The 24813-nt window shown below is 65.4% G+C and carries 23 protein-coding genes; 11 read left to right on the forward strand and 12 right to left on the reverse strand.

What is annotated here, in order from left to right:
• The first annotated feature begins 9 nt into the window (after positions 1-9).
• Positions 10-1320 (forward strand): AAA family ATPase, encoded by a 1311-nt coding sequence (locus BTH42_RS27195; protein ID WP_075304271.1) that lies wholly within the window; start codon positions 10-12, stop codon positions 1318-1320.
• A 39-nt stretch (positions 1321-1359) separates the two neighbouring features.
• A complete protein-coding gene (locus tag BTH42_RS27200) occupies positions 1360-3123 on the forward strand; it encodes a cobalamin biosynthesis protein CobT (protein WP_075304272.1) in 1764 nt (587 codons plus the stop codon).
• Between the two features lie 46 nt (positions 3124-3169).
• Here BTH42_RS27200 and BTH42_RS27205 read toward each other — a convergent pair whose 3' ends face one another.
• Entirely contained in the window at positions 3170-3847 is a 678-nt protein-coding gene (locus tag BTH42_RS27205) for a MarC family protein (protein WP_075304273.1), read from the reverse strand.
• Between the two features lie 336 nt (positions 3848-4183).
• On the opposite strand from BTH42_RS27205, the gene BTH42_RS27210 reads away from it, so the two are divergent.
• The 3 genes from BTH42_RS27210 to BTH42_RS27220 are packed head-to-tail and all read left to right on the forward strand — an operon-like array spanning position 4184 to position 6532.
• Positions 4184-4399 (forward strand): DUF3311 domain-containing protein, encoded by a 216-nt coding sequence (locus tag BTH42_RS27210; RefSeq protein WP_075304274.1) that lies wholly within the window; start codon positions 4184-4186, stop codon positions 4397-4399.
• Positions 4396-5871 carry a sodium:solute symporter gene (locus BTH42_RS27215; protein WP_075304275.1) on the forward strand — a complete coding sequence of 492 codons (1476 nt, stop codon included), beginning with the start codon at positions 4396-4398 and terminating at the stop codon, positions 5869-5871. The genes BTH42_RS27210 and BTH42_RS27215 overlap by 4 nt, the downstream gene beginning before the upstream one ends.
• 13 nt (positions 5872-5884) lie before the next feature.
• Positions 5885-6532, forward strand: a complete 648-nt coding sequence (locus tag BTH42_RS27220) for a glutathione S-transferase family protein (protein ID WP_075304276.1) — start codon at positions 5885-5887, stop codon at positions 6530-6532.
• A 111-nt stretch (positions 6533-6643) separates the two neighbouring features.
• Here BTH42_RS27220 and BTH42_RS27225 read toward each other — a convergent pair whose 3' ends face one another.
• Together BTH42_RS27225 and BTH42_RS27230 are read right to left on the reverse strand one after the other, a co-directional pair.
• Positions 6644-7978 carry a diguanylate cyclase gene (locus BTH42_RS27225; RefSeq protein ID WP_256702324.1) on the reverse strand — a complete coding sequence of 445 codons (1335 nt, stop codon included), beginning with the start codon at positions 7976-7978 and terminating at the stop codon, positions 6644-6646.
• A complete protein-coding gene (locus BTH42_RS27230; RefSeq protein WP_075304277.1) occupies positions 7941-8828 on the reverse strand; it encodes a hypothetical protein in 888 nt (295 codons plus the stop codon). The genes BTH42_RS27225 and BTH42_RS27230 overlap by 38 nt, the downstream gene beginning before the upstream one ends.
• Positions 8829-9252: 424 nt before the next feature.
• Here BTH42_RS27230 and BTH42_RS27235 point away from each other — a divergent pair, with 424 nt between their 5' ends.
• The 4 genes from BTH42_RS27235 (at position 9253) to BTH42_RS27250 (ending at position 13191) form a co-directional block, all read left to right on the forward strand.
• The gene (locus BTH42_RS27235; RefSeq protein WP_075304365.1) at positions 9253-10320 is read left to right on the forward strand and encodes an FUSC family protein; all 1068 of its coding nucleotides are present in this window, start codon (positions 9253-9255) and stop codon (positions 10318-10320) included.
• Between the two features lie 128 nt (positions 10321-10448).
• Positions 10449-11552 carry a hypothetical protein gene (locus tag BTH42_RS27240; protein WP_075304278.1) on the forward strand — a complete coding sequence of 368 codons (1104 nt, stop codon included), beginning with the start codon at positions 10449-10451 and terminating at the stop codon, positions 11550-11552.
• A gap of 245 nt (positions 11553-11797) precedes the next feature.
• A complete protein-coding gene (locus tag BTH42_RS35645) occupies positions 11798-12709 on the forward strand; it encodes a hypothetical protein (protein WP_178392249.1) in 912 nt (303 codons plus the stop codon).
• Between the two features lie 14 nt (positions 12710-12723).
• Positions 12724-13191 (forward strand): immunity 50 family protein, encoded by a 468-nt coding sequence (locus BTH42_RS27250; RefSeq protein WP_256702325.1) that lies wholly within the window; start codon positions 12724-12726, stop codon positions 13189-13191.
• A gap of 41 nt (positions 13192-13232) precedes the next feature.
• On the opposite strand, the gene BTH42_RS27255 is transcribed toward BTH42_RS27250, so the two are convergent.
• The 8 genes from BTH42_RS27255 to BTH42_RS27290 form a co-directional block, all read right to left on the reverse strand.
• A complete protein-coding gene (locus BTH42_RS27255; RefSeq protein WP_083654939.1) occupies positions 13233-13619 on the reverse strand; it encodes a cupredoxin family copper-binding protein in 387 nt (128 codons plus the stop codon).
• 38 nt (positions 13620-13657) lie between these two features.
• The gene (locus BTH42_RS27260) at positions 13658-14596 is read right to left on the reverse strand and encodes a metallophosphoesterase (RefSeq protein WP_075304367.1); all 939 of its coding nucleotides are present in this window, start codon (positions 14594-14596) and stop codon (positions 13658-13660) included.
• A 286-nt stretch (positions 14597-14882) separates the two neighbouring features.
• Positions 14883-15848 (reverse strand): aldo/keto reductase, encoded by a 966-nt coding sequence (locus tag BTH42_RS27265; RefSeq protein ID WP_075304280.1) that lies wholly within the window; start codon positions 15846-15848, stop codon positions 14883-14885.
• An 84-nt stretch (positions 15849-15932) separates the two neighbouring features.
• Positions 15933-16571: a glutathione S-transferase family protein gene (locus BTH42_RS27270; protein WP_075304281.1), complete on the reverse strand. Its 639-nt coding sequence runs from the start codon at positions 16569-16571 to the stop codon at positions 15933-15935.
• 45 nt (positions 16572-16616) lie between these two features.
• Positions 16617-17069, reverse strand: a complete 453-nt coding sequence (locus BTH42_RS27275; protein ID WP_075304282.1) for an SRPBCC domain-containing protein — start codon at positions 17067-17069, stop codon at positions 16617-16619.
• Entirely contained in the window at positions 17066-17401 is a 336-nt protein-coding gene (locus tag BTH42_RS27280; protein ID WP_075304283.1) for a helix-turn-helix transcriptional regulator, read from the reverse strand. Before BTH42_RS27280 ends, BTH42_RS27275 begins: the two co-directional genes overlap by 4 nt.
• Positions 17402-17567: 166 nt before the next feature.
• Positions 17568-18932, reverse strand: a complete 1365-nt coding sequence (locus tag BTH42_RS27285; protein ID WP_075304284.1) for a sigma-54 dependent transcriptional regulator — start codon at positions 18930-18932, stop codon at positions 17568-17570.
• Positions 18933-19359: 427 nt separating this feature from the next.
• Positions 19360-20535: an epoxide hydrolase family protein gene (locus BTH42_RS27290; RefSeq protein ID WP_075304285.1), complete on the reverse strand. Its 1176-nt coding sequence runs from the start codon at positions 20533-20535 to the stop codon at positions 19360-19362.
• Between the two features lie 141 nt (positions 20536-20676).
• Between BTH42_RS27290 and surE the strand changes: the two genes are divergently transcribed.
• Positions 20677-21456, forward strand: coding sequence for a 5'/3'-nucleotidase SurE (gene surE, locus BTH42_RS27295; RefSeq protein ID WP_075304286.1), 780 nt, complete (start codon positions 20677-20679; stop codon positions 21454-21456).
• A gap of 6 nt (positions 21457-21462) precedes the next feature.
• Here the strand turns inward: surE and BTH42_RS27300 are convergent, their stop codons facing one another.
• Entirely contained in the window at positions 21463-22095 is a 633-nt protein-coding gene (locus BTH42_RS27300; RefSeq protein WP_075304287.1) for a DUF4148 domain-containing protein, read from the reverse strand.
• 383 nt (positions 22096-22478) lie between these two features.
• Between BTH42_RS27300 and BTH42_RS27305 the strand changes: the two genes are divergently transcribed.
• Positions 22479-24773 (forward strand): PA14 domain-containing protein, encoded by a 2295-nt coding sequence (locus tag BTH42_RS27305; protein WP_256702326.1) that lies wholly within the window; start codon positions 22479-22481, stop codon positions 24771-24773.
• Positions 24774-24813 lie beyond the last annotated feature (40 nt).

The raw sequence follows: 24813 nt of genomic DNA on the forward strand, positions 1-24813 counted from the left end.
TTATTCGCAATGAGTTCGCCCGTTCCGATCGCTCCAGAAGACAGCAACGACGACGACTATCTCGGCGTGTATCGACGCGAGAACGCGGACGGCACCGAGTGGTGGCGCGTGAGTATCGGCGAGCGGCCGGCCACGTACCGGCTCGAACATGGGGTGGATGGCGACGCGGACACGGCCGGCGGCGGCGCCGTCGATATCGATCTGGTCGTCGATGCGGAGAACCTGCGCGCGAAACTGAAGAAGTGGCGGCGTGAAGACTTCGTGCGCGACAACGAAGACGCGGCGGACGACGGCGACGCGCCGTCGCGCATCGCATTCATGCCGGAGTTACAACGCGCGTCGGCCCGCATGCTCGCAGCGCGACGGCGCGAAACCGAGGCCGCGGCCGCAGCCGCACAGCAAGCGGCCAATCAGGGCGCGCACGAAGCAGCCGCCGACAGCTCACCGCAAAGCGTGCGCATCGGCACCGTCGAAGTCCCGTACGGCGCCGCCCACCCGCTGGTGCCGCGCATCAACCCCGCCTATCTGTTCTCGCCGCGCTTTCACGATATCGTCGCGGACATTGTCGAGAATCGTCGCGTGATGCTGATCGGCCATACCGGCGTCGGCAAGACCAGCCTGATCGAACAGATCGCCGCGCGCGCCCGGCATGGCGTGCTGCGCTCGAACATGAATGGCCAGACCACGGTCGGCGATTTCGTCGGCTTCTGGACCGTCAAGGGCGGCGAGACCTTGTGGGTCGACGGCGTGCTGCCGACCGCGATGCGCGAGGGGCTATGGCTGATCGTCGATGAAATCGACTTCGCCGAGCCGTCCATTCTCGCCGCGTTGACCGCGGTGCTCGAACCGCACGGCGCGCTGGTGCTGAAGGAAAAAGGCCACGAGATCGTCGCGCCGCATCCGGACTTCCGGTTGTTCGCGACCGCCAACGCGGTCGGCGCGATGAGCCAGTTCCGCCATCTGTACCAGGGCGCGAATCTGATGAACGAGGCGTTTCTCGATCGCTGGCGCGTGTACCTGCTCGACTATCTGACGCCGGCCGAGGAAACCGACGTGCTGCTGCGCACGCTCGCGCCGCACCTGACGCGTCCGCTCGCCGCCACCCTCGCCGCGATCGCCGCCGACTGCCGCGCCGCGTTCGCGCGCGAGGACCTTGCCAGCGCGTTCTCGACCCGGCGCCTGCTCGACTGGGCCGAGCTGATGCTGCGCACTGGCGACCCGGAACGCGCGGCGGGCCCGGCGATCTACGCGAAGGTCAGCCCGGAGGACGCCGCGCTGATTCGCGGGATCGTCCGTCATCACATCGCGCCGGCGGGCTGAGCGGCGCGCGCATCGGCCCCCTGCGTTTTCACACCGGCGATGAACCCACGGCACCCCGCTCACCTGCAACGCGACATCCAGGGCTTCTCATTCGAATCGACGCTCGGCAAGGTCGCGCGCGTGCTGACCGGGCAGTACGGCGTGAGCGTCGTGTTCAGTCCGGAGGGGCCGCGCGTCGAGCCGGGCCGCATCGTGATTCCGGACTACGAAGCGCACGGCGGCGTCGAGCGCGACGTGCTGATCGGCTATCTGGACCTGCTGGTCGCGCGCGCGAAGCATGCGTCGCTCGCGCAACTCGATGCGCTGCCCGCCGGCATCGCCGCGCAACTCGCGCAGGTGATCGACGATCGGCGCGTGTGCGCGCAACTGCTCGACGAATATCCGGGCGCGCGCTGGTTCATCGGCAAACTGCGCGAGCATGCGGCCGGGCGCGTGCGGCAGCGCTGGCCAAAGCTGCATTGGCGCGACCGGCTCGCGTGGCTGATCGAACGCGCGCTGTGGGACGAGGCGCCGGCTCGTAGCGAAGCGAGTCCGTCGCTGCTGGCCGCGTTGCACGCCGCGCACGATCTGCTCGACGACGCGCGCGCAAGCGGCTCGACCGCCCGCAGCATCGCGCTCGCGCACGAACTCGTGGCCCGCGTGCGCTCGCTGTCGGCCGGCGATGTCAACAACATGATGTTCACGGCCGGCCCGGCGGAAGACCTCGATACGCAAACCGCTACGGCCTCCGAATCATCCGGCGAGGCTGACGACGCGCGGCCCACCGGCGACGGCGCCATGCCGCCCGCCGAGTCCGAACACCCGGCCGGCGCGCCATCCGACAACCCAATCGGCATGGGCCAAACCCTCGGCGACGGCCACCAGCAGCCTTCCCGCGACGCCGCCGCGACCGGCAAGCCCGGCGCGCATCCCGCCCGCCTGCTGCTATCGATCCCGCTCGCCACCGAATTCGACGTCATCACCGATCTCACCGGCCAGGGCGACAGCGCCGCGTGGCGCACACTGCGCGCACAGGCCCGCGCGGACACCGCGCCGCTAAAACAGAAACTCGAACGCGCGCTCTGCGCCGACGAACGCATACGCTGGCGCCGCGACCAGGAACGCGGCGAGCTCGACCGCAGCGCGCTCGCGAAACTGGCGACCACGCCCGGCTATCGCACGCCGTTCCGCACCCAGCGCGTCACGAAGGGGCGCGACGTCGCGGTGAGCCTGCTGATCGACCGCAGCGGCTCGATGGCGGGCCGCAAGATCGAACTCGCGCGGCTGTGCGCGAGCGCGCTGTGCGATGCGCTGACGCAACTGTCGTTCGAATGCGAAGTGCTCGGCTACTGCTCGCTCGAAGCGCCGGAAATGAAGCAGCTGTACGAACGCCAGCGCGCGGCCGGCGCCGACCTGCGGCGCTACAACCGCTTCGTCGAGCGGCTCGATCTGAAGGTGTACAAACGGTTCGGCGCGACCGATCTGAGCGGGATCGCGCGGATCGATTGCGGACACGAGAACCCGGATGGCGAAGCGCTCGCGTGGGCGGCGACGCGGCTCGCCGCGCAGCCCGCCGCGCGCCGCATTCTGATGGTGTTTTCGGATGGCTATCCGTCGACCGGCGACGGCGATCCACAGGTGTTGCGCAGCGATCTGCGCGAACGCGTCGCCGCGATAGGACAACGTGGGATCGAACTGGTGGGAATCGGCGTGCTGACCGACGCGGTCGAGGACTTCTATCCGCGCAACGTGGTGATCAGCCGCCTCACCGAGCTGCCGTCGACGGTGTTCTCGGTGCTCGGCGCGATGCTGCTCACGCGCTGAGCACCGCGCGAGACTTGAGCCGGACAGCGGCCCCGCCCTCGCGGCGCTAGTGCGCGGCCGGCGGCATCGTCGCGATCGGAATCAGGAATTCCGACACGCCGGTCAAAATGATCTGCACACCGATGCACAGCAGCAAAAACGCCGACACCCGCAGCGCGACCTTGGTCCCTTCCACGCCCAGGTAGCGCGGGAACACGGTCGCGCGGCTATAGACCAGATACACGGTGGCCGCCACCAGCAACGTGATCGCGACCGACGCGATGCTGGACGCGACGAACGCCGACAGCTTGTGGGTGCGGTTCGCGGTCAGCGCGATCGCGGTCGCGATCGAGCCGGGCCCGGTGGTGAGCGGGATCGTCAGCGGAAAGAATGCTTTCGACATCGCGTTCTCCGCGTCGACGCGTTTCACGGCGGTCTGATCGGCCGCCGGGGTGTCCGGCGCATTGAGCATCTGCCAGCCGCCGACCGCCAGCGCGAGCCCGCCGCCGATCCGCAGCGCTTCCATCGAAATACCGAAGAAATGCAGCACCGGCGTGCCGATAAAGAACGCCACCAGCAGCACGCAGGTGGCGTTGATCGCGATCTTGCGCGCGAGCGCGGTGCGCTCCTCGCTCGTCAGCGATGCGGTCCGGTCGAGAAACACGAACGCGCCGCCGATCGGATTGATGATGCTGATCAAGCCGGTAAAGCCAAACAGAATGTCCGAGATCAGGCTTTCGACCATTTACGTGTCCATGTGTCCGCGAGTGAGCGTTGCTGAAGCCGGCGCGCCACGCGCGGTCCGGAAAATGCTGCAGTGCTGGCAGATGATATCGCGCCGCGCCGGCCGCACAGCAAAAAACCGCATCGCGCGCAATCTCCTCGGGCGAGCGACGCGCGCAGTACCCCGCCTTGCAGCGCAGCAATCCGCGCAAAAAGATGCACACGCAACTTTCGTTAAGCCGACATTTATTTTGATCGACTTTACGGGGCGCGAGTATCAGGCATACAGTCTTTCGCGAAGCCGGACTTTCACGACACCAATTCCTACGAAACGATTACTAGTCGAGGAGCTGCCCTCATGTTGCTTCGTGTACTCGCCGCACTGCCGTTCATCGGCATGCTGGTCGGCATAGCGTTTGTCAACCGTGTCGAGCCGCTGGTGCTCGGCATGCCGTTCGTGCTGGCCTGGATCGTGATGTGGGTGATCCTCAGCTCGATCATCATGGCCATCGTCTACAAGCTCGATCCGTCCAATCGTCATGTCGCCGTCGACGGCGAGGAGGTCCGCCCATGAGCGCACTGATCATCATCGCGGCGGTCACGCTGTTTGCGCTGTTCCTCGGCGTGCGCGCCAGACGCGGCCATGACATGAGCCTCGAGCAGTGGAGCGTCGGCGGCCGCAGCTTCGGCACCGCGTTCGTGTTCCTGCTGATGGCCGGCGAAATCTATACGACCTTCACGTTCCTCGGCGGCAGCGGCTTCGCGTACGGCAAGGGCGCGCCGGTCTACTACATCCTCGCGTACGGCACGCTCGCGTACATCCTGTCGTACTGGATGCTGCCGCCGATCTGGCGTTACGCGAAATCGCACCGCCTCGTGTCGCAACCGCACTTCTTCTCGCGCAAGTACGACAGCCCCGCGCTCGGCACGCTGGTCGCGCTGGTCGGCGTGGCCGCGCTGATTCCGTATCTGGTGCTGCAGCTGAAGGGCCTCGGCATCATCGTCGCGACCGCGTCGTACGGCGCGATCTCGTCGACCGCGGCGATCTGGATCGGCGCGGTTGTCGTGACCTCGTACGTGATCGTGTCGGGCGTGCGCGGCTCCGCGTGGAACTCGGTGGTCAAGGATCTGCTGATTCTCGCGATCGTGCTGTTCCTCGGCATCTATCTGCCGCTGCACTACTACGGCAGCGTCGGCGAAATGTTCCGCGCGATCGACACCGCCCGTCCCGGCTTCCTGACCTTCCCGGCGCGCGGCTCCAGCGTGATCTGGTTCCAGTCCACGGTGCTGCTGACCGCGCTCGGCTTCTTCATGTGGCCGCATACGTTCGGCTCGATCTTCACCGCCCGGGACGAGCGCATCTTCCGTCGCAATGCCGCGGTGCTGCCGCTCTATCAGCTGATTCTGCTGTTCGTGTTCTTCGTCGGCTTCGCGGCGACGCTGCGGGTGCCGGGCCTGAAAGGCGCGGACATCGACCTCGCGCTGTTCCGCCTGTCGCTGCAGACCTTCGATCCGTGGTTCGTCGGCGTGATCGGCGCGGCCGGGATTCTGACCGCGCTGGTGCCTGGCTCGATGATCCTGACCTCGGCCTCGACGCTGCTCGCCAACGACGTCTATCGCGGCATGCTCAATCGCAACGCGTCGGATGCGACCGTCGCGACGCTCGCGCGGATGATGGTGCCGGTAGTCGCGCTGGTCGCGGTCGGCTTCACGCTGAACGGCGGCGAGACGATCGTCGCGCTGCTGCTGATGGGCTACAACTTCGTGACTCAGCTGTTCCCGGCGGTGATCTGCAGCCTGTTCCCGAACAATCGCGCGACCAAGCAAGGCGCGTTCTGCGGGATCCTGGCCGGCGTCGTGGTGGTGGCGCTGACCACGATGCTGCACTGGAGCGTCGGTCAGCTGATGCCGTTCCTGCCGGAGCCGCTGAAGGACGTGAACATCGGCTTCCTCGCGCTGTTCGTGAACGTGATCGTGTTCGTGATCGTCAGCGCGGTCACGCAGCCGCGCGCGGCCGAGCAGAAGAGCCACGCGTCGGTGCATTGAGGACAACGCATCGATGTCTTACGTTCTGTACTACTCGCCTGGCGCGGCCAGCATGCCGGTGCACTGGATGCTGGTCGAACTGGGCGTGCCGTTCGAGGCCCGCCTCACCGATATCGACGCGGGCCGCCAGCGCGACCCCGAGTATCTGCGGCTGAACCCGGCCGGGCGGGTGCCGACGCTGGTGGTCGACGGCGTGCCGCGGCACGAGTCGGCCGCGCTGCTGATGCTGCTCGCCGAGCGGCATCCGGACAGCGGTCTCGCGCCCGCGCCCGGCACCGCCGAGCGCGGCGCGTGGTTCGAATGGATGGTGTTCCTCGCGAACACGCTGCTGCCGGCGATGCGCGACTGGTTCTACGCGGCCAGCGACGGCGATCCGGCCGGCGCCGAGGGCGTCCGCGCGCTCGCGTGCCGGCGCATCGAGAATGCGTGTGCGCGGCTCGATGCGCATTTCGCGGACGGGCACGAGTATCTGGTGGGTGGGCGGCTCAGCACCGCCGATCTGCTCGCGCTGGTGCTGCTGCGCTGGACCCGCAATATGCCGCGGCCGGCGACGAGCGGCTGGCCGCATCTGGCCGCGTATATTCAACGGCTGCGCGCGTTGCCGTCGTTTATCGAGGTCAATGAGCGGGAGGGGTTGACGGAGTGGCGGAACGAAGATTGAGATGCACCGCCCGATCCGGCTCGACCTGAAAACCGCCTGTCCGCTTGCCGGCTCGAGTCCGGTCCCCTGCACCAACGCGCCGCAGCGCGTTCAGTTGCGCATCGCCTCGCCTCACGCCGGCGCCTGCCGGCCGCCATGCGTCGCGAACGCATAGCCGTTCTTGCCGCCGCGCTTGACCTGGTACATCGCCGCATCGGCGACCGCGAGCAGGCGCCGGTGATCGTCGACATCGTCGGGAAAACTGGCGATGCCGATACTCGCTCGCACCAGCCCCAGACCCATTTCCTCATCCGTGTCGATCACGCAGGCGATCAGCCGGCGCGCGATCTCGGCCAGTTCCCCCTGACTCGAAAACGCCGGCACCAGCACCGCGAATTCGTCGCCGCCGATCCGCGCGACCAGATCCGTCTTGCGCACCGACGCGAGAAAGCGCGCCGATACCGCGGCGAGGAATTCGTCGCCCGTCCGGTGACCGTATGAATCGTTGACCTGCTTGAAGCCGTCGAGATCGACATACAGCACGGCCATCCGCGCTTCCGCGAGCGGGCCCGGCGCGTCGCCGGCGGCGCCGTCGAGTGCGGTCTGCAGCTTGCGGCGGTTCGGCAGACCGGTCAGCGCATCGTGCAGCGACGCGTGCTCGAACTCGTGCGACTGGCCGACCAGCTGCCGGTTGCGCTTCGCGTACATGCCGAGCGCGCTGAACAACATCAGGAACAGCAACGCGGCTAGGGCGATCAGCACGCGCGCGACGTGAGTGACGCGCAAACGTAGATCGGCGCTCGATGCATCGCGTTGCGCGCGCCAGTAGGCGGCGACGCCGCGCAGCACGATGGCGGCGTCGGCGGTTGGGGCGGGGCTCGGGTTGGGAGGTGGGCCCGTGCCGGGGGACGGCCTTCGGTCTGCGCCCCCGGCTCCGCTTCGGCCTGCGTTTTCGCGCGGGGGCGCGGCGGCGCCCGTGTCGCTGCGCGGCGTCGCGCCCGCGGCGGCCGCGGCCATCAGCTCGCGCGGCACATGCGGCGCCGGCGCCGGACTCGCGTTGACGAGCGCGGCGAACGACGCGAAGTGTCGCGCGTATTCGGCGCGCGCGTCGCCGTATCCCTTCGCGAACTCCGTGTCGTGTCTGGCCAGCGCGGCGGGCACGCGCTGCCACACCGCCCACTGCTCGCGCGCGCTGTCGGCGCGCGCGGCCGCGTCGAGCACGAGCGCCGCGTACTCCTGCCGCAACTGGTCGGAAAGCACCATGCGGACCTGGGTCGCCAGATACAGCAGGCCGATCTGCAGACACACCAGCGCGACCACCGCGATGCTGGTGGGACCGGGCCGGATCAGCCATGCCGGCAGGCGCGCGCGGGCCGGGGAACGTGCGCGCGCGGCGTCGTCGGGAGTGCCGGGCGCGCCGCTGGCGCGCTTACGGATGCGAGTAGATGTCCTGTTGCTGGCGGCCACTGTGATGTTGACGGTAGCTCGCGCGGCGGAAGAACTGGCCCACCCGCGCAAACAGATTGGTCGAGTGCTTCGCGTTCGACGGCGCCGCGCGCCGCTCCTGCGCGAGTCGCGGGTCCTTCGCCGGACGCGCGTTCGCCGGTTGTTGTGCCGCGGCGACGTTTGCGGCGTTTGTGGCGTTTGCGGCGGACGGGTTGAGCGGAGACGGCGGGTAGAGGTCGAGGGCTGTCGGTGCGTCGGCTGGGTCGGAACTACTAGTGGCCGTGTTGTAAGCGGTAGTGTCGGCGGTGCTCGTACTGTTGCTGGCGAGGCTGTCGGGCGGGTTGTCAGTCGTGGCGGCGAGCGTGCTGTCGGTGGGTTGGCCTGTGGCCTGATCGGGCCGACTATCGGCAGTGTTATTAGCCGCGTTATTGGCCGGGCGCTCGGTCATGGTGTCGGATACCGTCGTACCCGGCGCATCCTGGCTGATCTGCCCGGCCCACGCGTCCCGCCCGGTGCGGTTTTCATGCCGGCCCGCGAGTTCGAGGTTTCCGGCGCTTGGCGTGGGCTGCGCCGCCGCAACCGCGGGCGGCGTAGCCACGCGCACCTGCCCCGCGGTCGATGACCCGAGTGCCGCGCGCGCACTCGCGATCGCGTCCGCATAGGTCTGCTGGTCGTGATTGAACCAGACGCTGTAGGCGACCGTGCCCATCACGCCGAAGGTCAGCGCCGTGGCCGCCGCGATGCACAACGCGAGACGCCCGAAGCGCGGCGGCGCTGGCCTCGTCGCGCGCGATCCGTAGAAGTCCGTATCGAAATCCGGGCTCTCCGCAGTGGAACGACGCAGCTCAATATCGTCGAGATCGGTAGCCATCGCACACGCTCCAGGGTTCTGTCACATCCGGCTGATTCCCGTTTCAAACGCCCCGCCCGGCCGCGCGCCGGATCGGCTGAAAAAAACGTGCAACGCAGGTAAAAGCTTCAATGGCAGCCACCCGCGAGATGCCCCGCATCGGCCCGACACGCGCAATGCGACGGGCTTTCGGCGAAATGCGCCAACGACGCCGCCCTGTGGTGAGCAACAATTACGCCTGTCAGGCCGCATGCGCCAGAGCGATGTGGCGGGTCGCTTGAAACAGGTTGGGAAGCCCGCGCGCCCGGGGTAGCCTGCGCAAGGGCCGGTCGCGTTGGCGCCGCGCCGGCTGCCGAAATTGTCGTCGGCTAGTGGTAAGGTCACGTCCGCGCGTCGCGCGAAGCCGTGCGATGCGCGCTTCCCAGTCATCGTCAGCACAAAAATCATGTCCAACGTGTATCTGCACAAACCTCTCACACCGTGGCACCGTGCGCTCGCGCGTTTTTCGCTGTCGGAGACCGCCAAATACGCGAAGCTGACGCTCGGTCTGTGGATCGGTTTCGGCATTCCGTACCTGCTTGGCTATCCTGACGCCGCGGTGCCGCTGGCCGGTTCGACGATGCTGACGCTGGCGCTCGGAAGCTCGATTTCGGCGGCCCGCAGCTACTTCTACAAACGGGTGTTTTCGAACGTGGTCGCGATGCCGATCGGCACGCTGCTGATCTGGCTGACCGCGCCGCATCTGTGGCTCGGCGCGGCGCTGTTGCCGGTGGTGATTTTCAGCATCGTCGCGCTGCGGCCGTCGCTGTTCCAGATGACCAGCATCACGGTGCCGATCACGCTGGTGCTGTACACCGGCGAGCACCTTCCGCTGCTCGAACAGCGGCTGATCGGCGTCGTGCTCGGCATGTTCCTCGGCTTCGTGTTGCAGCAGATCGCATTTCCGCCCGATCACGGCTTCTGGGCGAACACGCTCGTCAACGACGGCAATGACCAGGCGACCAGCGTGGTCGGGCAACTGGCCGAAGGCAAACTCGACAAGGCGCAGATCAAACCGGCCGCCGCGAAGCTGCGCGCGCTGAGCACGAACCTGAAGCAGGCGCATCAGCTGCTGAAGAACGACCTCGATCAGGCGTGGGTGTCGCCGCATCTGGCACGCAACGAGGTGCGGCTGCCGGTGTTCGCCGCTTATCAGGAGACCTTCGATTCGCTGGTCAACTTCCTCGAAACGATGGACACGTTTCACGACCAGTTCGCCGCGCTCGATGCGGGCTGGCGCGAAGCGTTTCTCGCGCGCCTCGCGGTCCTCGTGAATACGCACCGGCAACTGGCCGAGGCGGCGGATTTGCGGGTCGAGCATGAAGCGCTCGCGTCGCCGCCGTTGCAGATGGAGGATTTGCGGCAGTTGACTGAGGATTTGCCGGCGTCGAGTGTGTTTACCAGTGTGTATCTCGGTCATTTGACCGGGTACGGGATCATGCTGTGCCGGTTGAGTGATATGCATGCGGCTTGAGAGGGTTTCGCATTACGCTTAGTGCAGGGCAATTAGCAGAAAAAATAAAAATCCCGCCACCGGCGGCTGATTGTCGATTTAGTGCACCTAAAGTAATATTTCCACCGTCAATCCCACGGAGACCCGGAATGGTGAAGGCGGCATTGAAAGTCATCGGAAGACCGATTTGGAAGCGAATGCAATTCCGTATCAATGCCGCGATCGACAAGCGCGTCGAAAATGATCGTGCCGAGGTAGTCCAACTCAGACAGCTGGCGAGCGACCTGAAAAAAGAAATCGATTCGCTGCAGATCGAAAAAAACCAGATCGTCCTGCATGCCGATCTCGACCAAAGAATTGCTGAAATGGTCCGGAACGTCGATCTCGACAAACGGATTGCCGACATGATCGGGCAGCGGATTTTCGTTCCGCCGCACGCACCGGCTGATACCGGCATCCCGTTCATGCGAAATTCGACCTGCTCGGTATCCGATCTGATGCATCCCAAATACGAGGAAATATGCAGGCGAATTAAATTCCCGCCGCATTTTCATCGAAAGCTTTGGGAATGGGTATTCGTTATTCACCACCTCGAACAGCAAGGGATGCTGACCGCCGGAAAGCGGGGCTTATGTTTCGGCGTTGGACAGGAACGTCTACCGGCTCTGTTCGCCAGCTACGGATGCGACATCATTGCGACCGATGCACCTCCCGAAATTGGTGTCGCGAACGGCTGGGCGGAAACGGGACAGCATTCCAACGCGCTGGAAGAACTGCGCTGCGGCGAAATCATTGACGACGCCGAATTCGACAGGCGTGTCTCCCACCAGTTTTGCGACATGACGGCGATCCGGGACGATCTGACGGGCTTCGATTTCACGTGGTCGTCCTGCTGTTTCGAGCATCTGGGAGACCTCGAGGCCGGCATTCAGTTCGTGATCAACAGCGTGGAGAAAACGCTGAAACCGGGCGGCGTTGCAGTCCACACGACCGAATACAACCTGCTTTCGAATGACGAGACGCTCACGAGCGGACCCACCGTCATCTATCGCAAGCGAGATATCGAAGATCTCGCATCGAGATTGCGCGCCCGCGGACATGATGTTCAGCCGATCATCATCGCCCCGAACGATTACCCGCTCGATTTTCACGTCGATGCGCCGCCGTATATCGGCAACCCTCACCTTAAACTGCGGCTGGCCGAACACACGGCGACGTCGATTGGCCTCGTCATCAGAAGATCGATGAACTAGCTTCGGAAAGTTGGGGGTTGTGACGGCTTGATGGGTTACGACGGGGTTATTGTCGATGCCGTTACTGAACTTGCCGGAGTCGGGTCGCGAGACCCGACGTCGTGACGGGGCCATTTGCGGTAAATCCGGCAGCACCAGCCAGGCGCATCGATTGCTCGCTAGCGTGGTTCACCACTTAACGATCCTTTTCAGTTTGTCAGTCGTTTGTATGCTTCCATAGCGCCCCAGACCAAGGCGGAGGAAGCATGTCGTTTCCTGAATGGGGTTGTTCGTATAACGCGCTGCACGTGCCCCTCACGAGCGACTGGCAATGCTCGCTGGTGCCGGCTTGCGAAGTCGAGGACGTGGATCGCGGCTGGCAGCTCTCATATGAGGAGCGCCAGAGAGTGCGCAAGGAACGCGAGGAACAGATCGAACAGGACCGGCAGGATTTCGACCGGCTCTTCCGGGTTTCCACTTGTCGTCACGCGGCCCGCTCCTGTAGCGACTTCGCCACTTATGCGGCATTTATCAGCGAACACCTTCGCATCTCGGGCTTGAGCGCGCCCGTCGATGGCGATGGCGTGACACGCATTCTTCGCGATGCGGTACGCGATGGCCGCCTCGTTCCGGCTATCAATCGCGCGTGGCGCGGCAGTCGACGGGTTGCCCGGCCCTACGGGCCGCAGAGCTGGCCAAAGCGAGCGCCGGATCCGCAGCCGACTGTCTATGCCCTCCGTGACGGCCAGTTCATACCGCTCGACGCAAACGGACGCATGATCGATCGCACGCCATATGTTCCATCCAACGGTGGGTTTGATTGGCTTGGCGCGGTCGGAGCAATGTCGGGGGTGGCACTCGGCAGCGCGGGGCCTGGTTTTAATGGCAGTGACGGCGCGAACGCGACACTACTCGGCGATGCGCAGCCGTTCGAATATGGTTCGAGCGCGGAAATCGGCGCTACGACCGAAATCGCAGCGCGCGGCGTCAGGATGACCGGCAACAAGCCCGGCGGGTATCGCCTAAACCCCAATGGCCAGGACGTAGACTACTTTGATTCTCATGGCAACATATGCGCGCAATTTCACGCGAGCCACGGTGATCCTCATGGCCATAATTTCGATTGTGGAATTAGAGACGACACGCACCTCCCGATGTCGCCGATAAACTTTGATTGATGAGAGGTCATACTGTGGTCAATGAATCCAGCACGTGGGGTTGGGAACTCGCCGAAAACAACGATCTTTTGCTTAAGGCCTTCGGCTATTACCCTTCGTTTCATGATTCGGCGGTCGTGAGCGTTCGGTTCCTGAGAAACCGGCGCAGCCATGAAAGTACGACAGGTGAGCGGTTGCCACATGGACAGATGCGCTACCTTCTCGACATTCAGTTAGAAATATTGCATGGCCGCTATTGCGCTCCCCCCGAGAAAGGGAAAGCCGATTATCTGGTCATCGTTGACCTCCTGGATATCCGAAATTCGGAGATCGACGTAAACGTGATGCTTGAAGATGCCGCAATTGCCGACATCAATCTATTCGCTGCGCCGGGCGGACTAGTAGGCTTCGATCTGATGCCGAGCATTGGGCTTGATATCAAGGTGACCTGCAAGAACGTGGCTGTTGCGGGTATCAAACCATATCAGCGCACCGATTTTTAGCCCTTGGGCGCCGCGTGCTCATCCGCCGTGCGCCCATCGGATCACTGCACGGTAATAGTCGCCTTCATATTCGGATGAATGCCGCAAAAAATCTTGTACACCCCCGGCTTATCGAATTTGAACTGATACGTGTCGTTCTGATCCAGCGCGGCCGAGCGGAACATGCCGGCATCGTTGACGACCGTATGCGGCTCGCCGTCCAGGTTCTTCCATGTCACCGTGGTGCCGGCCTTGATGGTCAGCGCCATCGGCGTGAACATGAAGTTCTTGATCGTGATCGCGTTCGGCGTGTCCGCCACGGTTTGCGCATGCGCGGGCATCGGCATCGACATCGTGGTCTGCGCGACCCCAGCCGCCGCCGACATGGCCAGAATCGCAAGACTCCCCAGCGCCACCGGCAGCGCGCGGCTTATCAGATTGAATAACATCGCGGATCTCCTCAAGAGCGTTTAAAAAGCGCATGCGCTCAGGCAAGCGTGGTGTCGTCGAGCGTCGCCTTCAGCGGATGACGCGCGATGCTGACGCTGGTCACGCCCAGCATCTTCGGCAACTGGTCGCTCGCGACTTTCAGCGGCCCCGGGCCTTCGCCCTGACCGGCGACGGGCTGCGGATACGCGGTCGAACGCGCGGTATGGAACGTGACGTTGCCCTCCACTTTCGTGACGATCTGATGGATATGGCCGTTCAGCACCGTCACCGAACCGAAGCGCTTCAGATAACTCATCGCCTGGCCGGCGTCGCCGGTGCCCCAGCCCCACGGTTCGTAGATCGTCCACATCGGCATGTGCGCGAAGACCACCACCGGCGTGCTCGACGAGCGTCCCTTCAGATCGTTTTCGAGCCATTCGAGCTGCTCGTCGCCGAGACCGCCCAGGCCGTTCGGCTTGAAATGCATCACGTTGACGAGGCCGACGAAGTGCACGCCCTGGTGATCGAAGCTGTAATAGCCGCGGTTCTCCGACGCCTTGCCGAAGCGTTTGAAGTATTCGGTGCCGGGGCCGTCGGTGACGTCGTGCTCGCCGGGCACCGTGTGCAGTTCGGGGATCTTGAGCCCGCCCAGCAATTGCGCGGCGAGATCGAATTCGGACGCTTTGGACAGATGCGTGATGTCGCCGGTGTGGATCGCGAGCGGCGGGCGGGCCGGCATCGCGTTGACCAGATCGATCGTTTGCTGCAGCGTGGCGGCGACGTCGGGATTCGCTTCCTTGTTGAAACCGATGTGGGAATCGCTGATCTGCAGGAAGAGCGGCACGCCGGCCGCCGTGTTCTTCGCATCGGCGGCGAGCGCCAGTTCGACCGGCGTGAGCACGCCGCCCGACAGCATGAAGACGGTGCCGAGACCGCCGAACGCAAGGCATTTCAGCGCGCCGCGTCGCGCCGGATCGAATGAATGATGTGACGACATGGTGACCACCTCACGATAGGAATTCGCAGAACCGCAGCCGGTTCGTGAGGCATGACTGATGTCGTGGGGGTTTTATTCCCGGGTAGTGCGAAGTGCGTAAGGTGGTGTTGCGCGCGCGGGCCGGCAAGCCTGGCGCCGCGGTGCGTGTTGTTGATGGTGGTTAATTGAAAGGCGACGGTTAGCGCGCGGACAACTGACTCGCGCCGAGTTAGCCGAGTTAGCCGAGTTAGCCGAGTTAGCCGAGTTAGCCGAGTTAGCCGAGTCAGCCGAGTCACCCGCCGCTGCCTCAGCCCTTCACCGCCGCAACGATCCGTGCGCGCATCGCGGCATCCGGCAACGGCCCCGAGCCGGCGCGCACGTTGTCCGCCATATATTGCGGCCGCCCGGTGCCCGGAATCACGACCGTCACCGCCGGATGCGCGAGCACGAATTTCAGCAGCAGTTGCGCCCAGCTCGTGCATTCGATCTCTGCCGCCCACGCGGGCAACGGCGTTTTCATCACGCGCGCGAGCAGCCCGCCGCCGCCGAACGGCTGATTGATCACCACGCCGATCCCCAGCTCCGCCGCGAGCGGCAGAATGCGCTGCTCGGCGGCGCGGTCGTCGGCCGCGTAATTGATCTGCACGAAATCGGGTTTTTCGCTGCGCATCACGGCGGCGACCTGGTCGAACGCGCTCGACGTGTAGTGCGTGATGCCGATATAGCGAATCCGGCCCTGCGCCTTCCACGCGCGCAACGTCGCGATCTGCGTGCGCCAGTCGAGCAGGTTATGGATCTGCATCAGATCGATACGCGCCTGCTGGAAGCGCTCGAACGACTGCTCCATCTGCGCGATACCGGCCTCGCGCCCTTCGGTCCAGACCTTGGTCGCGACGAACGCGCGGCGATGCGCGTCGAGCTGCGTGAGCAACGCGCCCGCGACCGCTTCGGACGAGCCGTACATCGGCGACGAATCGATCACCGAGCCGCCCGCCGCGAACAGCACGCGCAGCACGTCGGCGAGTCGCGCGCGATCGTTCGGGTCGTCGCCGACATCGAACGTGCGCCAGGTGCCGCAGCCGATCACCGGCAGACGCTCGCCGCTCGCGGGGATCACGCGCTGGTTCATCTTCGGCAAAGCGGTGAGATCGGGCAGCGTTTCGGCGCGCGCCGCCGCGCCATGCAGCAGCGGCGGCAACGCAAGCGAAACCGGCACGCCCAGCGCGCCGCGCAGAAACCGGCGCCGGCTTTCGGGATTCGATCGCAGTGTCATAACTCGAGGGCGCCACGCGCTCGCGCCACCAGCAGTTCAGGAAACGCCCACGATACTGCAATCCCGCCGACGCCGCGCGTCCCGTCACGCGTGCGCGGCAGCCTGCTCCGCGCGCTCGGGAAACGGCTTGCGCCATGCGTCGAACTCGTTCAGCTGATCGTGCCAGCGGCGTACTTCGGGAAATTCATCGAGCGGCATCGCCGCGCTTTGCGCATACGGCAGCGTCACGCCGACCGAAAAATCCGCCACCGACAACGCGTTGCCAAGCAGCCACCTGCGCCCCTTCAGATGCTGATCGAGCACCGCCGCATGCTGGCGGAAGAAGCGTTGCGATTCGGCGACTTTCGCGTCGTCCGGCGCGCCGAGCCCGACCCACTTCTTGATCAGGTGTTCGAAGTAAAGCGCACCCGCATGCCGGTACAGATGCTGGCTGTTCCAGCTCATCCAGCGCACCACGTCGACCTGCTCTCCGGCATCGCGCGGCCACAGCGGCGAGTCGGCGCGCTGCGCGAGATGGCAGATGATCGCGTCGGCTTCCCACAGCTTGCGCTCGCCGTCGACCAGCACCGGCACCTTGCCGTTCGGATTGATCGCCAGATAAGCGGGCTGCGTGTGTTCGCCGCGGCGCAGATCGACGAAGACGTAGTCGATTGGCAAGCCTAAATATCCGGCCACCGCACAGGCTTTGCGCGGTGCGAGCGTTTCGGCGTAATAGAGCTTCATGTAGACCTCGGTGTGGATGGAAGGAAGCGAAGCGCGCGGCACCGCTCAACCGGTCTCGCTCGCCAGCTCGCCAAGCAGCGCGTCGAGCTTATCGAACGCACCGCTCCAGCCGATCCGGTGGCCGTCGCGCGCGGCTTCGTCGAAGAACTGCGCGTGCGTGAAGTTCAGCTCGGTGCCGCCGTCGATTGCGCGCAACACGATCGTCACCAGCGACTGCCGCTCCGGCAGCGTGACCCACTGCCACGTGAACACCAGCTTGCGATCGCGCTCGACCTCGCGGTATTCGCCACGACAGTCGTGCGTTTCGCCGTCCAGCGTCTGGAACACCACACGAAAGCGCCCACCCACGCGCGGATCGGCCTCGGCGCTGAGCACCGGACCGCCGTCCGGTCCCCACCAGCGCGCCATCAGTTCGGGCCGCGTCCACGCCGCGTAGATTCGCGCAGGCGGCGCCTTCAACTGCCGCACGATCGTCAGACTGGGTTTGTGCTCGATCATTCGTCCGCTCCTTCGACAAGATCGGTCAGCCGGTCCAGACTCGCAGACCAGAAGCGCTCGTAGCGCCTGAGCCACGCCATCGCCTCGGCCATCGGCGCGGCCACGAGTTCGACCGACACGGTGCGACCGCTCTTCGTGCGCGCGATCAGCCCGGCCTCGCTCAACACGTCGAGATGTTTCATCACCGCCGGCAGCTTCACCGGCAACGGCCGCGCGAGTTCGCTGATCGACAGTCCTGGCTCGCGTTCGAGACGCGCGAGGATCGCCCGCCGCGTCGGGTCCATCAACGCGGCAAAGGTTCGGTCGAGTTGGCTGACTGGATACTTCACCATGCGGTGAACTATAGACGCCAGGTCGCCGAGGTCAAGGTCTTTTTCGCGAGCGGGGGGAAGAACGCGGCTGCGCAAAGCCACGTAGAAGGAAGGAACAACCGCTGGGGAAGCGGCGCTGGATCAGCGCCGCTTTAGCGCCGCAATCGATGCAGCATTTAGCGCAGCCTCAATGCTGCACTTCGCTCTCTTCGCCGTAACGCATCCCGTGCGCGGCGATCAGCCGGTACAGCGTCGCGCGCGAAATACCGAGTTCGCGCGCGGCATCGGCCGAGCGTCCGCGATGCCGCAACAGCGCGAGTTCGATAGCCTGGCGCTCGGCGGTTTCGCGCGCCTGTGCGAGCGTCGCGCTGGACGTGCGCGCATACGCGGACAGTTCGAGATCGTCGGCGGTGATCGAGCGTCCTTCCGACATCACGATCGCGCGCCGCACCCGGTTGATCAGCTCGCGCACGTTGCCCGGCCAGTCGTAGCCGTGCATCGCCATGATCGCGTCGGGCGAGAAGCCGTACAGGCGCCGGCTCGCATCCTTGCGATAGCGTTCGAGCACGTACAGCGCGAGCAGTTCGATGTCCTTGCCGCGCGCGCGCAGCGGCGGCTCGTCGATGCGCAGCACGCACAGCCGGTGGTACAGGTCGGAGCGGAAGCGCCCTGCTTCGATCGCGGCCTCGATATCGACGTGGGTCGCGCAGATGATCCGCACGTCGACCGCGATCGAGCCCTGGCCGCCGAGCCGGTCGATGGTGTTTTCCTGCAGGAAGCGCAGCAGACTCGCCTGGCTCTCGTACGGCAGATCGCCGATTTCATCGAGAAACAGCGTGCCGCCGTGCGCGCTCTCGACACGGCCGACGCGCCGCTGGTTCGCGCCGGTAAACGCGCCGCGCTCATGACCGAACAGCTCCGACTGCAACAACGCCGGCGGAATCGCGCCGCAATTGATCGCGACGAACGGCGCTTTGCGGCGCGCCGAGCGCGCGTGAATCGCCGCCGCCGTCAGTTCCTTGCCGGTGCCCGACTCGCCGGAGATGAACACCGGCGCATCGGTCGCCGCGACCTTGTGAATGGAGCGGAACAACGCGAGCATCGCATCGCAGGTGCCGATCATTTCGCCTTCGGCGCTCGACGCATCGAGAAACGTGGGCTCGCCGAGCGCGATCATCCCGCACGCGTGACCGACGGTATCGACGATCCGCGTATTGGCCGCGGGCAGCGTCACGTAATCGAAGCAGTAGTCGCGCACCAATCGGCGCGTGGTGGGGTCGTCGAGTTGCGGGGTTTCGGCCATCGCAACCCAACCGACGTTCGGCAGCGCGAGGCACGACTGCAACGCGTGGGCATCGTGCGATTCGAGCACGCTGGCGAGATCGACGAGACCGCCGGCCGGCGCTCCGTCCTGCACCGCGTGACGCACGTTGTGCAACGAGTCGATAACCTCGACTGCCCAATCTCGTTGCTGGATATCCGCGAGCAATTGCGGAGCCGGGTCGCGCGTGAAATAGATCACGCGCCTCGGGTAGGCCTTCACTTTCTGCATTTTTGCATCTCCTGCTGCGCGCCGAAGCCGCTTGCCTGCCGCGTCGTTGCGGTGGTCCCCGATCTCGTGTTCAGTCCGCCTCGCGGCGGGACTCTCGGCAGGGAGCAGCTCGTGGGGGGTGGCGCACAGGCCGACAACGGCCCGCTGTATAACGAATGACGAATCGATCATACGTGGCGTTGTCGAGCCTTCCACACGTTCTGACGATATTTAATCTTTGGTTTCGCTATTGGGATGGCGGCATCTTGCGAAGCGTTTTCGACCGCGCCGGCGCTCAGCCTTCGATTTGACATTTATCAAATCGCAACCATCGCTGATACATATTTTGGCGTACCTGTAGGCATTTTTTTGCACGCAGCGGTGCTCGCCCGAAGCTACTTCACCCCGGGCGCCGCACGCCGGATCACTGAGCTACTCAGCCCGCGGCTCACACAGTTTTCGCCCGCAACGGCCTGAAGAACCTGCGAATCTCGGCGGCCAGCAACGCGGGCTGTTCCAGCGCCGCGAAGTGGCCGCCCTCCGCCATCTCGCTCCATTGCACGACGTTGAAGGTCCGTTCGAGCCAGCTGCGCGGCGGATGATTGATCTCGTGCGGAAAGCGCGCGAAACCGAGCGGCGTATCGATTCGCTGGCCGGCGGCGAAACGCATCGGCTGCAGACGGTTCTCCCAGTACATCTGCATCGCCGGACCGATGCACTGCGTAAACCAGTACAACGAAATATTGGTGAGCAGCTCGTCCTTCGTGAACACGCTTTCGACCTCGCCGCCGCAATCGCTCCATGCGCGAAACTTCTCGCCGATCCATGCGGCGAGCCCGAGCGGCGAATCGTTCAGCGCGGCGGCGACGGTCAACGGTTTGGTGCCGTGCAGATGCGCGTAGCCGCCTTCAAGCGCGGCCCAGTCGTTCTTTTCGCGCAGATAGTCGTGTTCGGCCTGGGTCAGCGGCTCGCGGCCCGCATCGATTGCCGGCTCGTACGAACTCGGCAGGAAGTTCAGATGCACGCCGTCGACCGCATGCGGATGACGCGCGGCCAACGCGATCGATACGCCCGCGCCGAGATCGCCGCCCTGCGCGCCGAACTGCCGGTAGCCGAGGCCGCGCATCAGCGCCGCCCACAAATCCGCGACCTGAAACGCGGACATCCCCGCTTGCGCGGGCGCCGGCGAAAACGTGAAGCCCGGCAGCGACGGCGTGACGACGTCGAACGCATCGGCGGGATCGGCGCCGAACGCGGCCGGGTCGCACAACTGGTCGAGCAGCGCGCGAAACTCGCAGAACGAGCCGGGCCAGCCATGCGTGATCACCAGCGGATAAGGTTTGAATCCCGGCACGTTGCCGGTGCCGCGCCGATGCACGAAGTGCACGGTCTGGCCGTTCACGTCGGCGAGAAATTGCGGCAACTGGTTCAGCCTGCGTTCGGCTTCGCGCCAGTCGAACTGTTCGGCCCAATAGGTCGCGAGCTCACGCAGCCAGCCGGGATCGGCGCCCTGCTGCCACGCGGGCGCGGGCGTGGCGGGTGCCCAGCGGGTCGTGCGCAGGCGGCGGCGCAAATCGTCGAGCTCGCGATCGGCGATGGCAATCTCAAACGGGTCTATCTGCATGGCGGCGAGTCCGGTAAGGAGGGGCGCGAACGGCGAACGGCAGACTGCACCGCCATCCTACCCGCGCCGGGCGAAAGCCCGATAATGAGCGTCCAACTTTTCACTTCCCGCTTGCCACTCACACGAAAGGAGATTGACGCGATGTCCGCTGCCGAATCCAAACTGCCGCGCGTGCTGCTGACCAACGACGACGGTATCGACGCGCCCGGCCTCGCCGTGCTCGAAGCCGTCGCCGCGCAAATTGCGCACGAAGTCTGGGTGGTCGCGCCCGAGCACGACCAGAGCGGCACCTCGCATTCGGTCAGCCTGCACTCGCCGCTGCGCGTGAGCCGCAAGGGCGAGCGCCGCTTCGGCGTGAGCGGCACGCCCGGCGATTGCGTGGTGATGGGGGTGCGCCACCTGATGCGCGACGCGCCGCCTTCGCTGGTGCTGTCGGGCGTCAATCGCGGCGCCAATCTCGGCGTCGAAACGATGTTCTCGGGCACCGTCGGCGCGGCGATGACGGGGCTGCTGCTCGGGCTGCCGTCGTTCGCGCTGAGCCAGGCCTTTCGCGACCGCGAACAGGTGCGCTGGGACACCGCGCGCACGCTCGCGCCCGGCGTGATCCGGCAGTTGCTGGCGATCGAGCACGCGGCGCCGACCTGTCTGAACATCAATTTCCCCGACGTCGACGCGGCCGCCGCCGGCCCGCTCACACTCACGCGGCAAGGAGTCGGGCTGGTCGAGGGAATCGACGTGGAGCCGCTGGTGGACCCGCGCGGGATCGACTATCACTGGTTGAGGTTTCAACGCGGCGCCCGCGCGGACGATCCCGACAGCGAAACCTCGGCGATCGCGGCGGGCCGGGTGGCGGTCACGCCGCTCGCGTTCGAACGCACCGACGACGCCACCTTCGCGCGGCTCGCGGCGGCGCTGCGCTAGGCGCGTTCACGGATGGTCGTAAATCGACTGGCCGGGCATCCCGCCGGGGCTCGGATTCGGATTGCCGAACGCCGGCATGGTGCCGTCCTTGCGGGCGCGCGCCAGTTCGGCGACGACCTCGGCGCGGGTCTTCGGCCGATTGTTCGCGTACACGGGATGGAGCCGCTGACGATCGTTCAGCAGCCACGCCTGGCTGAGCCCCGATACCGGCCCGGACGGCGGCGCGGCGCGCGGCGGCCGCTTCGGAAAGCTCGCTGCGCGTTTGACCTGTTCGCGCAGCGCCGCGCGGCTATCGCGCGACGGCGCGCTCTTCACGGCCGGCGCTTGCAGCGAGCCGGCCGAGCGCTGCGCGAGCCCGGTCTCCGGCGGCGCCTGCAACGGCTCGGCGTCCACGCGCGGCTCGACCGGCTCCAACGGATTGATCGCGCTCACATCGCTGCGCAGCGTGCTCCTGCGCTGCACGTGCGTGTGCTCGGTGGCGTCGTCGAGGCTGAGCACACGGCCGGACGCGGCGGTGCCCCGGATGCTGTCACCGGACAGGATCCGCAACTCGTCGCCCGACAGCCAGCCGCCGTCGGACTGCGTAACGTACGCGCCCAGCGCCAACGCACCGACCACGAGACCGGTAAGCACCGCCATTCTTTGTTCGCTGTACAAGACTGACTCCCCCTCTCCTGAGCCGGCGTGCAAGCTGCAACCTTCCACGCCAAGTCTGACCGATCTCCCGCCGCCAGTTTTCGCTTTATGCGTATCAAACGACGAATCGTCGGTTGCGGCCGTGGGTGTGTCCGAAACTGACGGCGCGCGAAAACCACTTCGCAAAAAACGGACCCGTCCCGCCGAACCGCTTCAGTTCGCGTCGCCCCAACAGTCCGGGTATTCACCGATACTGCGCGCGCCAACTAATAATATTATTCATAGCGATTTCTTTGCCTCACCGACACGCCCTCAAAGCGGTCGGCGCTATGCGCTTTTAATAATAATTATGACCATCAATTAAGCGGGGACCTCAGGAGATAAAGGTGCGTAATTACTTTGTGCTGGCGACGCTCGCGATGCTGAGCGCGTGTGGCGGCAACGACGGGTCGAACCCGGTCGCGTCCGCGAACAAGCAGGTCAATGCGGTCGATGCGACCGCCGCTTCATCGGCGTCGAGCGCCGACGCGGCCGATGTGAAAAACGAGTTCAAGCACGCCGGGCCGCTGCCGGTCGGGATGAAAACGACCACCCCGGCGGTCGTGATCGCCGATCCGACGCTGAACCTCGCGCCCTACACGCCGCCGGCCGCGCCCGCGCCGACCGCGACCACCACGCTGCAATTCGGCGACTTCACGCCGTACCTCGCCCCCGGTTCGGCCAGCACCTGGCACGCGGGCGCGAGCCCCGCGACGATCGCGATCGATGCGCCGCCCGCCAACGGCACCGGCGCCGGCGACAAGGCCGTCGCGATGGCCAGCAGCTACGCGAGCGCATCGTACGAGGCGGACGTGACGGTCAGCGATCCGGTCGGCACCGGCGCGGCCAACGCGGGCTTTATCGTGCGCACCACCAATCCGACCGCCGGCGGTCCGGACAGCCTGACCGGCTACTTCATCGGCCTCGACACCGGCACGCACACGGTCGTGGTCGGCCGTCAGAACAACAACTGGACCAACTTCATCCAGTACCCGGTCGCGTCGGTGGTCGGCGGCAGCACCCATCACCTGAAGGTGACGACGAGCGGCAACGCGATCCTCGTCGACCTCGACGGCACGCGCGTGATCAGCGTCAACGACGCGACCAATGCACTGCCCGCGGCGTTCCAGAAAGGCAGCTTCGGGCTGCGCCGTTTCGGCGTCGGCGCGTCGTTCAGCAACATCAAGATCAGCACCTATCCGACCGTCACCTCGCCCGCCTACGACTTCTCGAAGGTGGTCGGCGCGGTCTACGTGCCGTCCAACGCGGTCAACGCGATCGACTTCTGGCAGAACTACGACCCCGAGATCGTCAACCGCGAGCTGACCTACGCGCAGACCTACGGGATGAACACGATCGCCGTGTATCTGCACTACCTGACGTGGGCCAACGATCGCGTCGCATTCCTGAGCAAGTTCGAGAACCTGCTGACGATCGCCGCGCGTCACGGCATCAAGGTCTCGCCGATCTTCTACGACGACTGCTGGGACGCGAATCCGCAGTACGGCCCGCAGGCCGCGCCGGTGTGGGGCGTGCATAACAGCCGCTGGGTGCAGTCGCCGGGCACGCCGGTCGAGCAGGCGTACTTCCAGCCGAGCGCCGCGAACTCGGCGATCACCTACAAGCAGAGCCTCGCGAGCTACATCACCGACTTCGTCGCGCCGCATCGCAACGACTCGCGCATCATCTTCTGGGAGACGATGAACGAGCCGGGTTGCAGCGGTAACGGCTCGCTGCAGAACACCCGCGCGGTGCTGATGAACGATGCGCGCATCGCGATCCTGAACGCGGGTGCGACGCAGCCGATCAACGCGCCGCAGGTGCAGGAAGACGAAGGCACGTACTTTTCGGACTTCTATGCATTCCATCCGTACAACAACCCGTACACCGGTCCGGCGAACGGCAGCAGCATCAGCGCGCTGAACTCGGAAACGCTGCAACGCGGCTTTACCGGCACCGCGGGTCAAACGATGCCCGGGATCGTCGCGAACTATGGCGGCAGCACTGGCTTCGTCGTGTGGGAGTTGATGATCGGGCGCACCAATACGCGCTTCCACTGGGGCCAGGTGCCGGATGCGCCGGCTACCGTCGAACCGGCCACGCCGTTCCAGGGCACCATCTACCCGGACGGCCACCCGTGGCAGACCTCGGAAGTGCAGGCGCTGACGGGCGGCTTCGACGTCAAGCTGCCGGTGCTGCAGGTCGCGTACTACAACGACCCGACCTTCGCGGCGGCGCCGGTGAAGACGTCGATCACGCCGATGATCGACTTCGATCTGAACACCGAGCGCGGCACCGATTCGCCTGACGCGTCGGCCGGCGTCAACGCAACCAACTACGGGGTGCGCTGGACCGGGGCGATCCAGGCGAGCGAGAACGGCAACTACACGTTCACGGTCAATAGCGACAACGTTGCGCGGGTGTGGATCGACGGCAACAAGGTGATCGACAAGACCTCGACGACGCAAGGCAGCGCGTCCGCGAAGGTGAAGTTCAGCGCGAATCAGCGCTCGACGATCAAGGTCGAATACGTGCACGGCACCGGCGCGGCGAGCATGCATCTGCTGTGGTCGAACCCGTCGGCGAGCGGCCCGACTTCGCTGCGGATCGTGCCGTCCGATTCGCTGGTGACGACGAACTGATAGCAGGCGCCGGCCATGTAAGAACGGCCGGCAAAAAGAA

It is taken from the genome of Burkholderia sp. SRS-W-2-2016 (assembly GCF_001931485.1).
GTDB lineage: Bacteria > Pseudomonadota > Gammaproteobacteria > Burkholderiales > Burkholderiaceae > Paraburkholderia.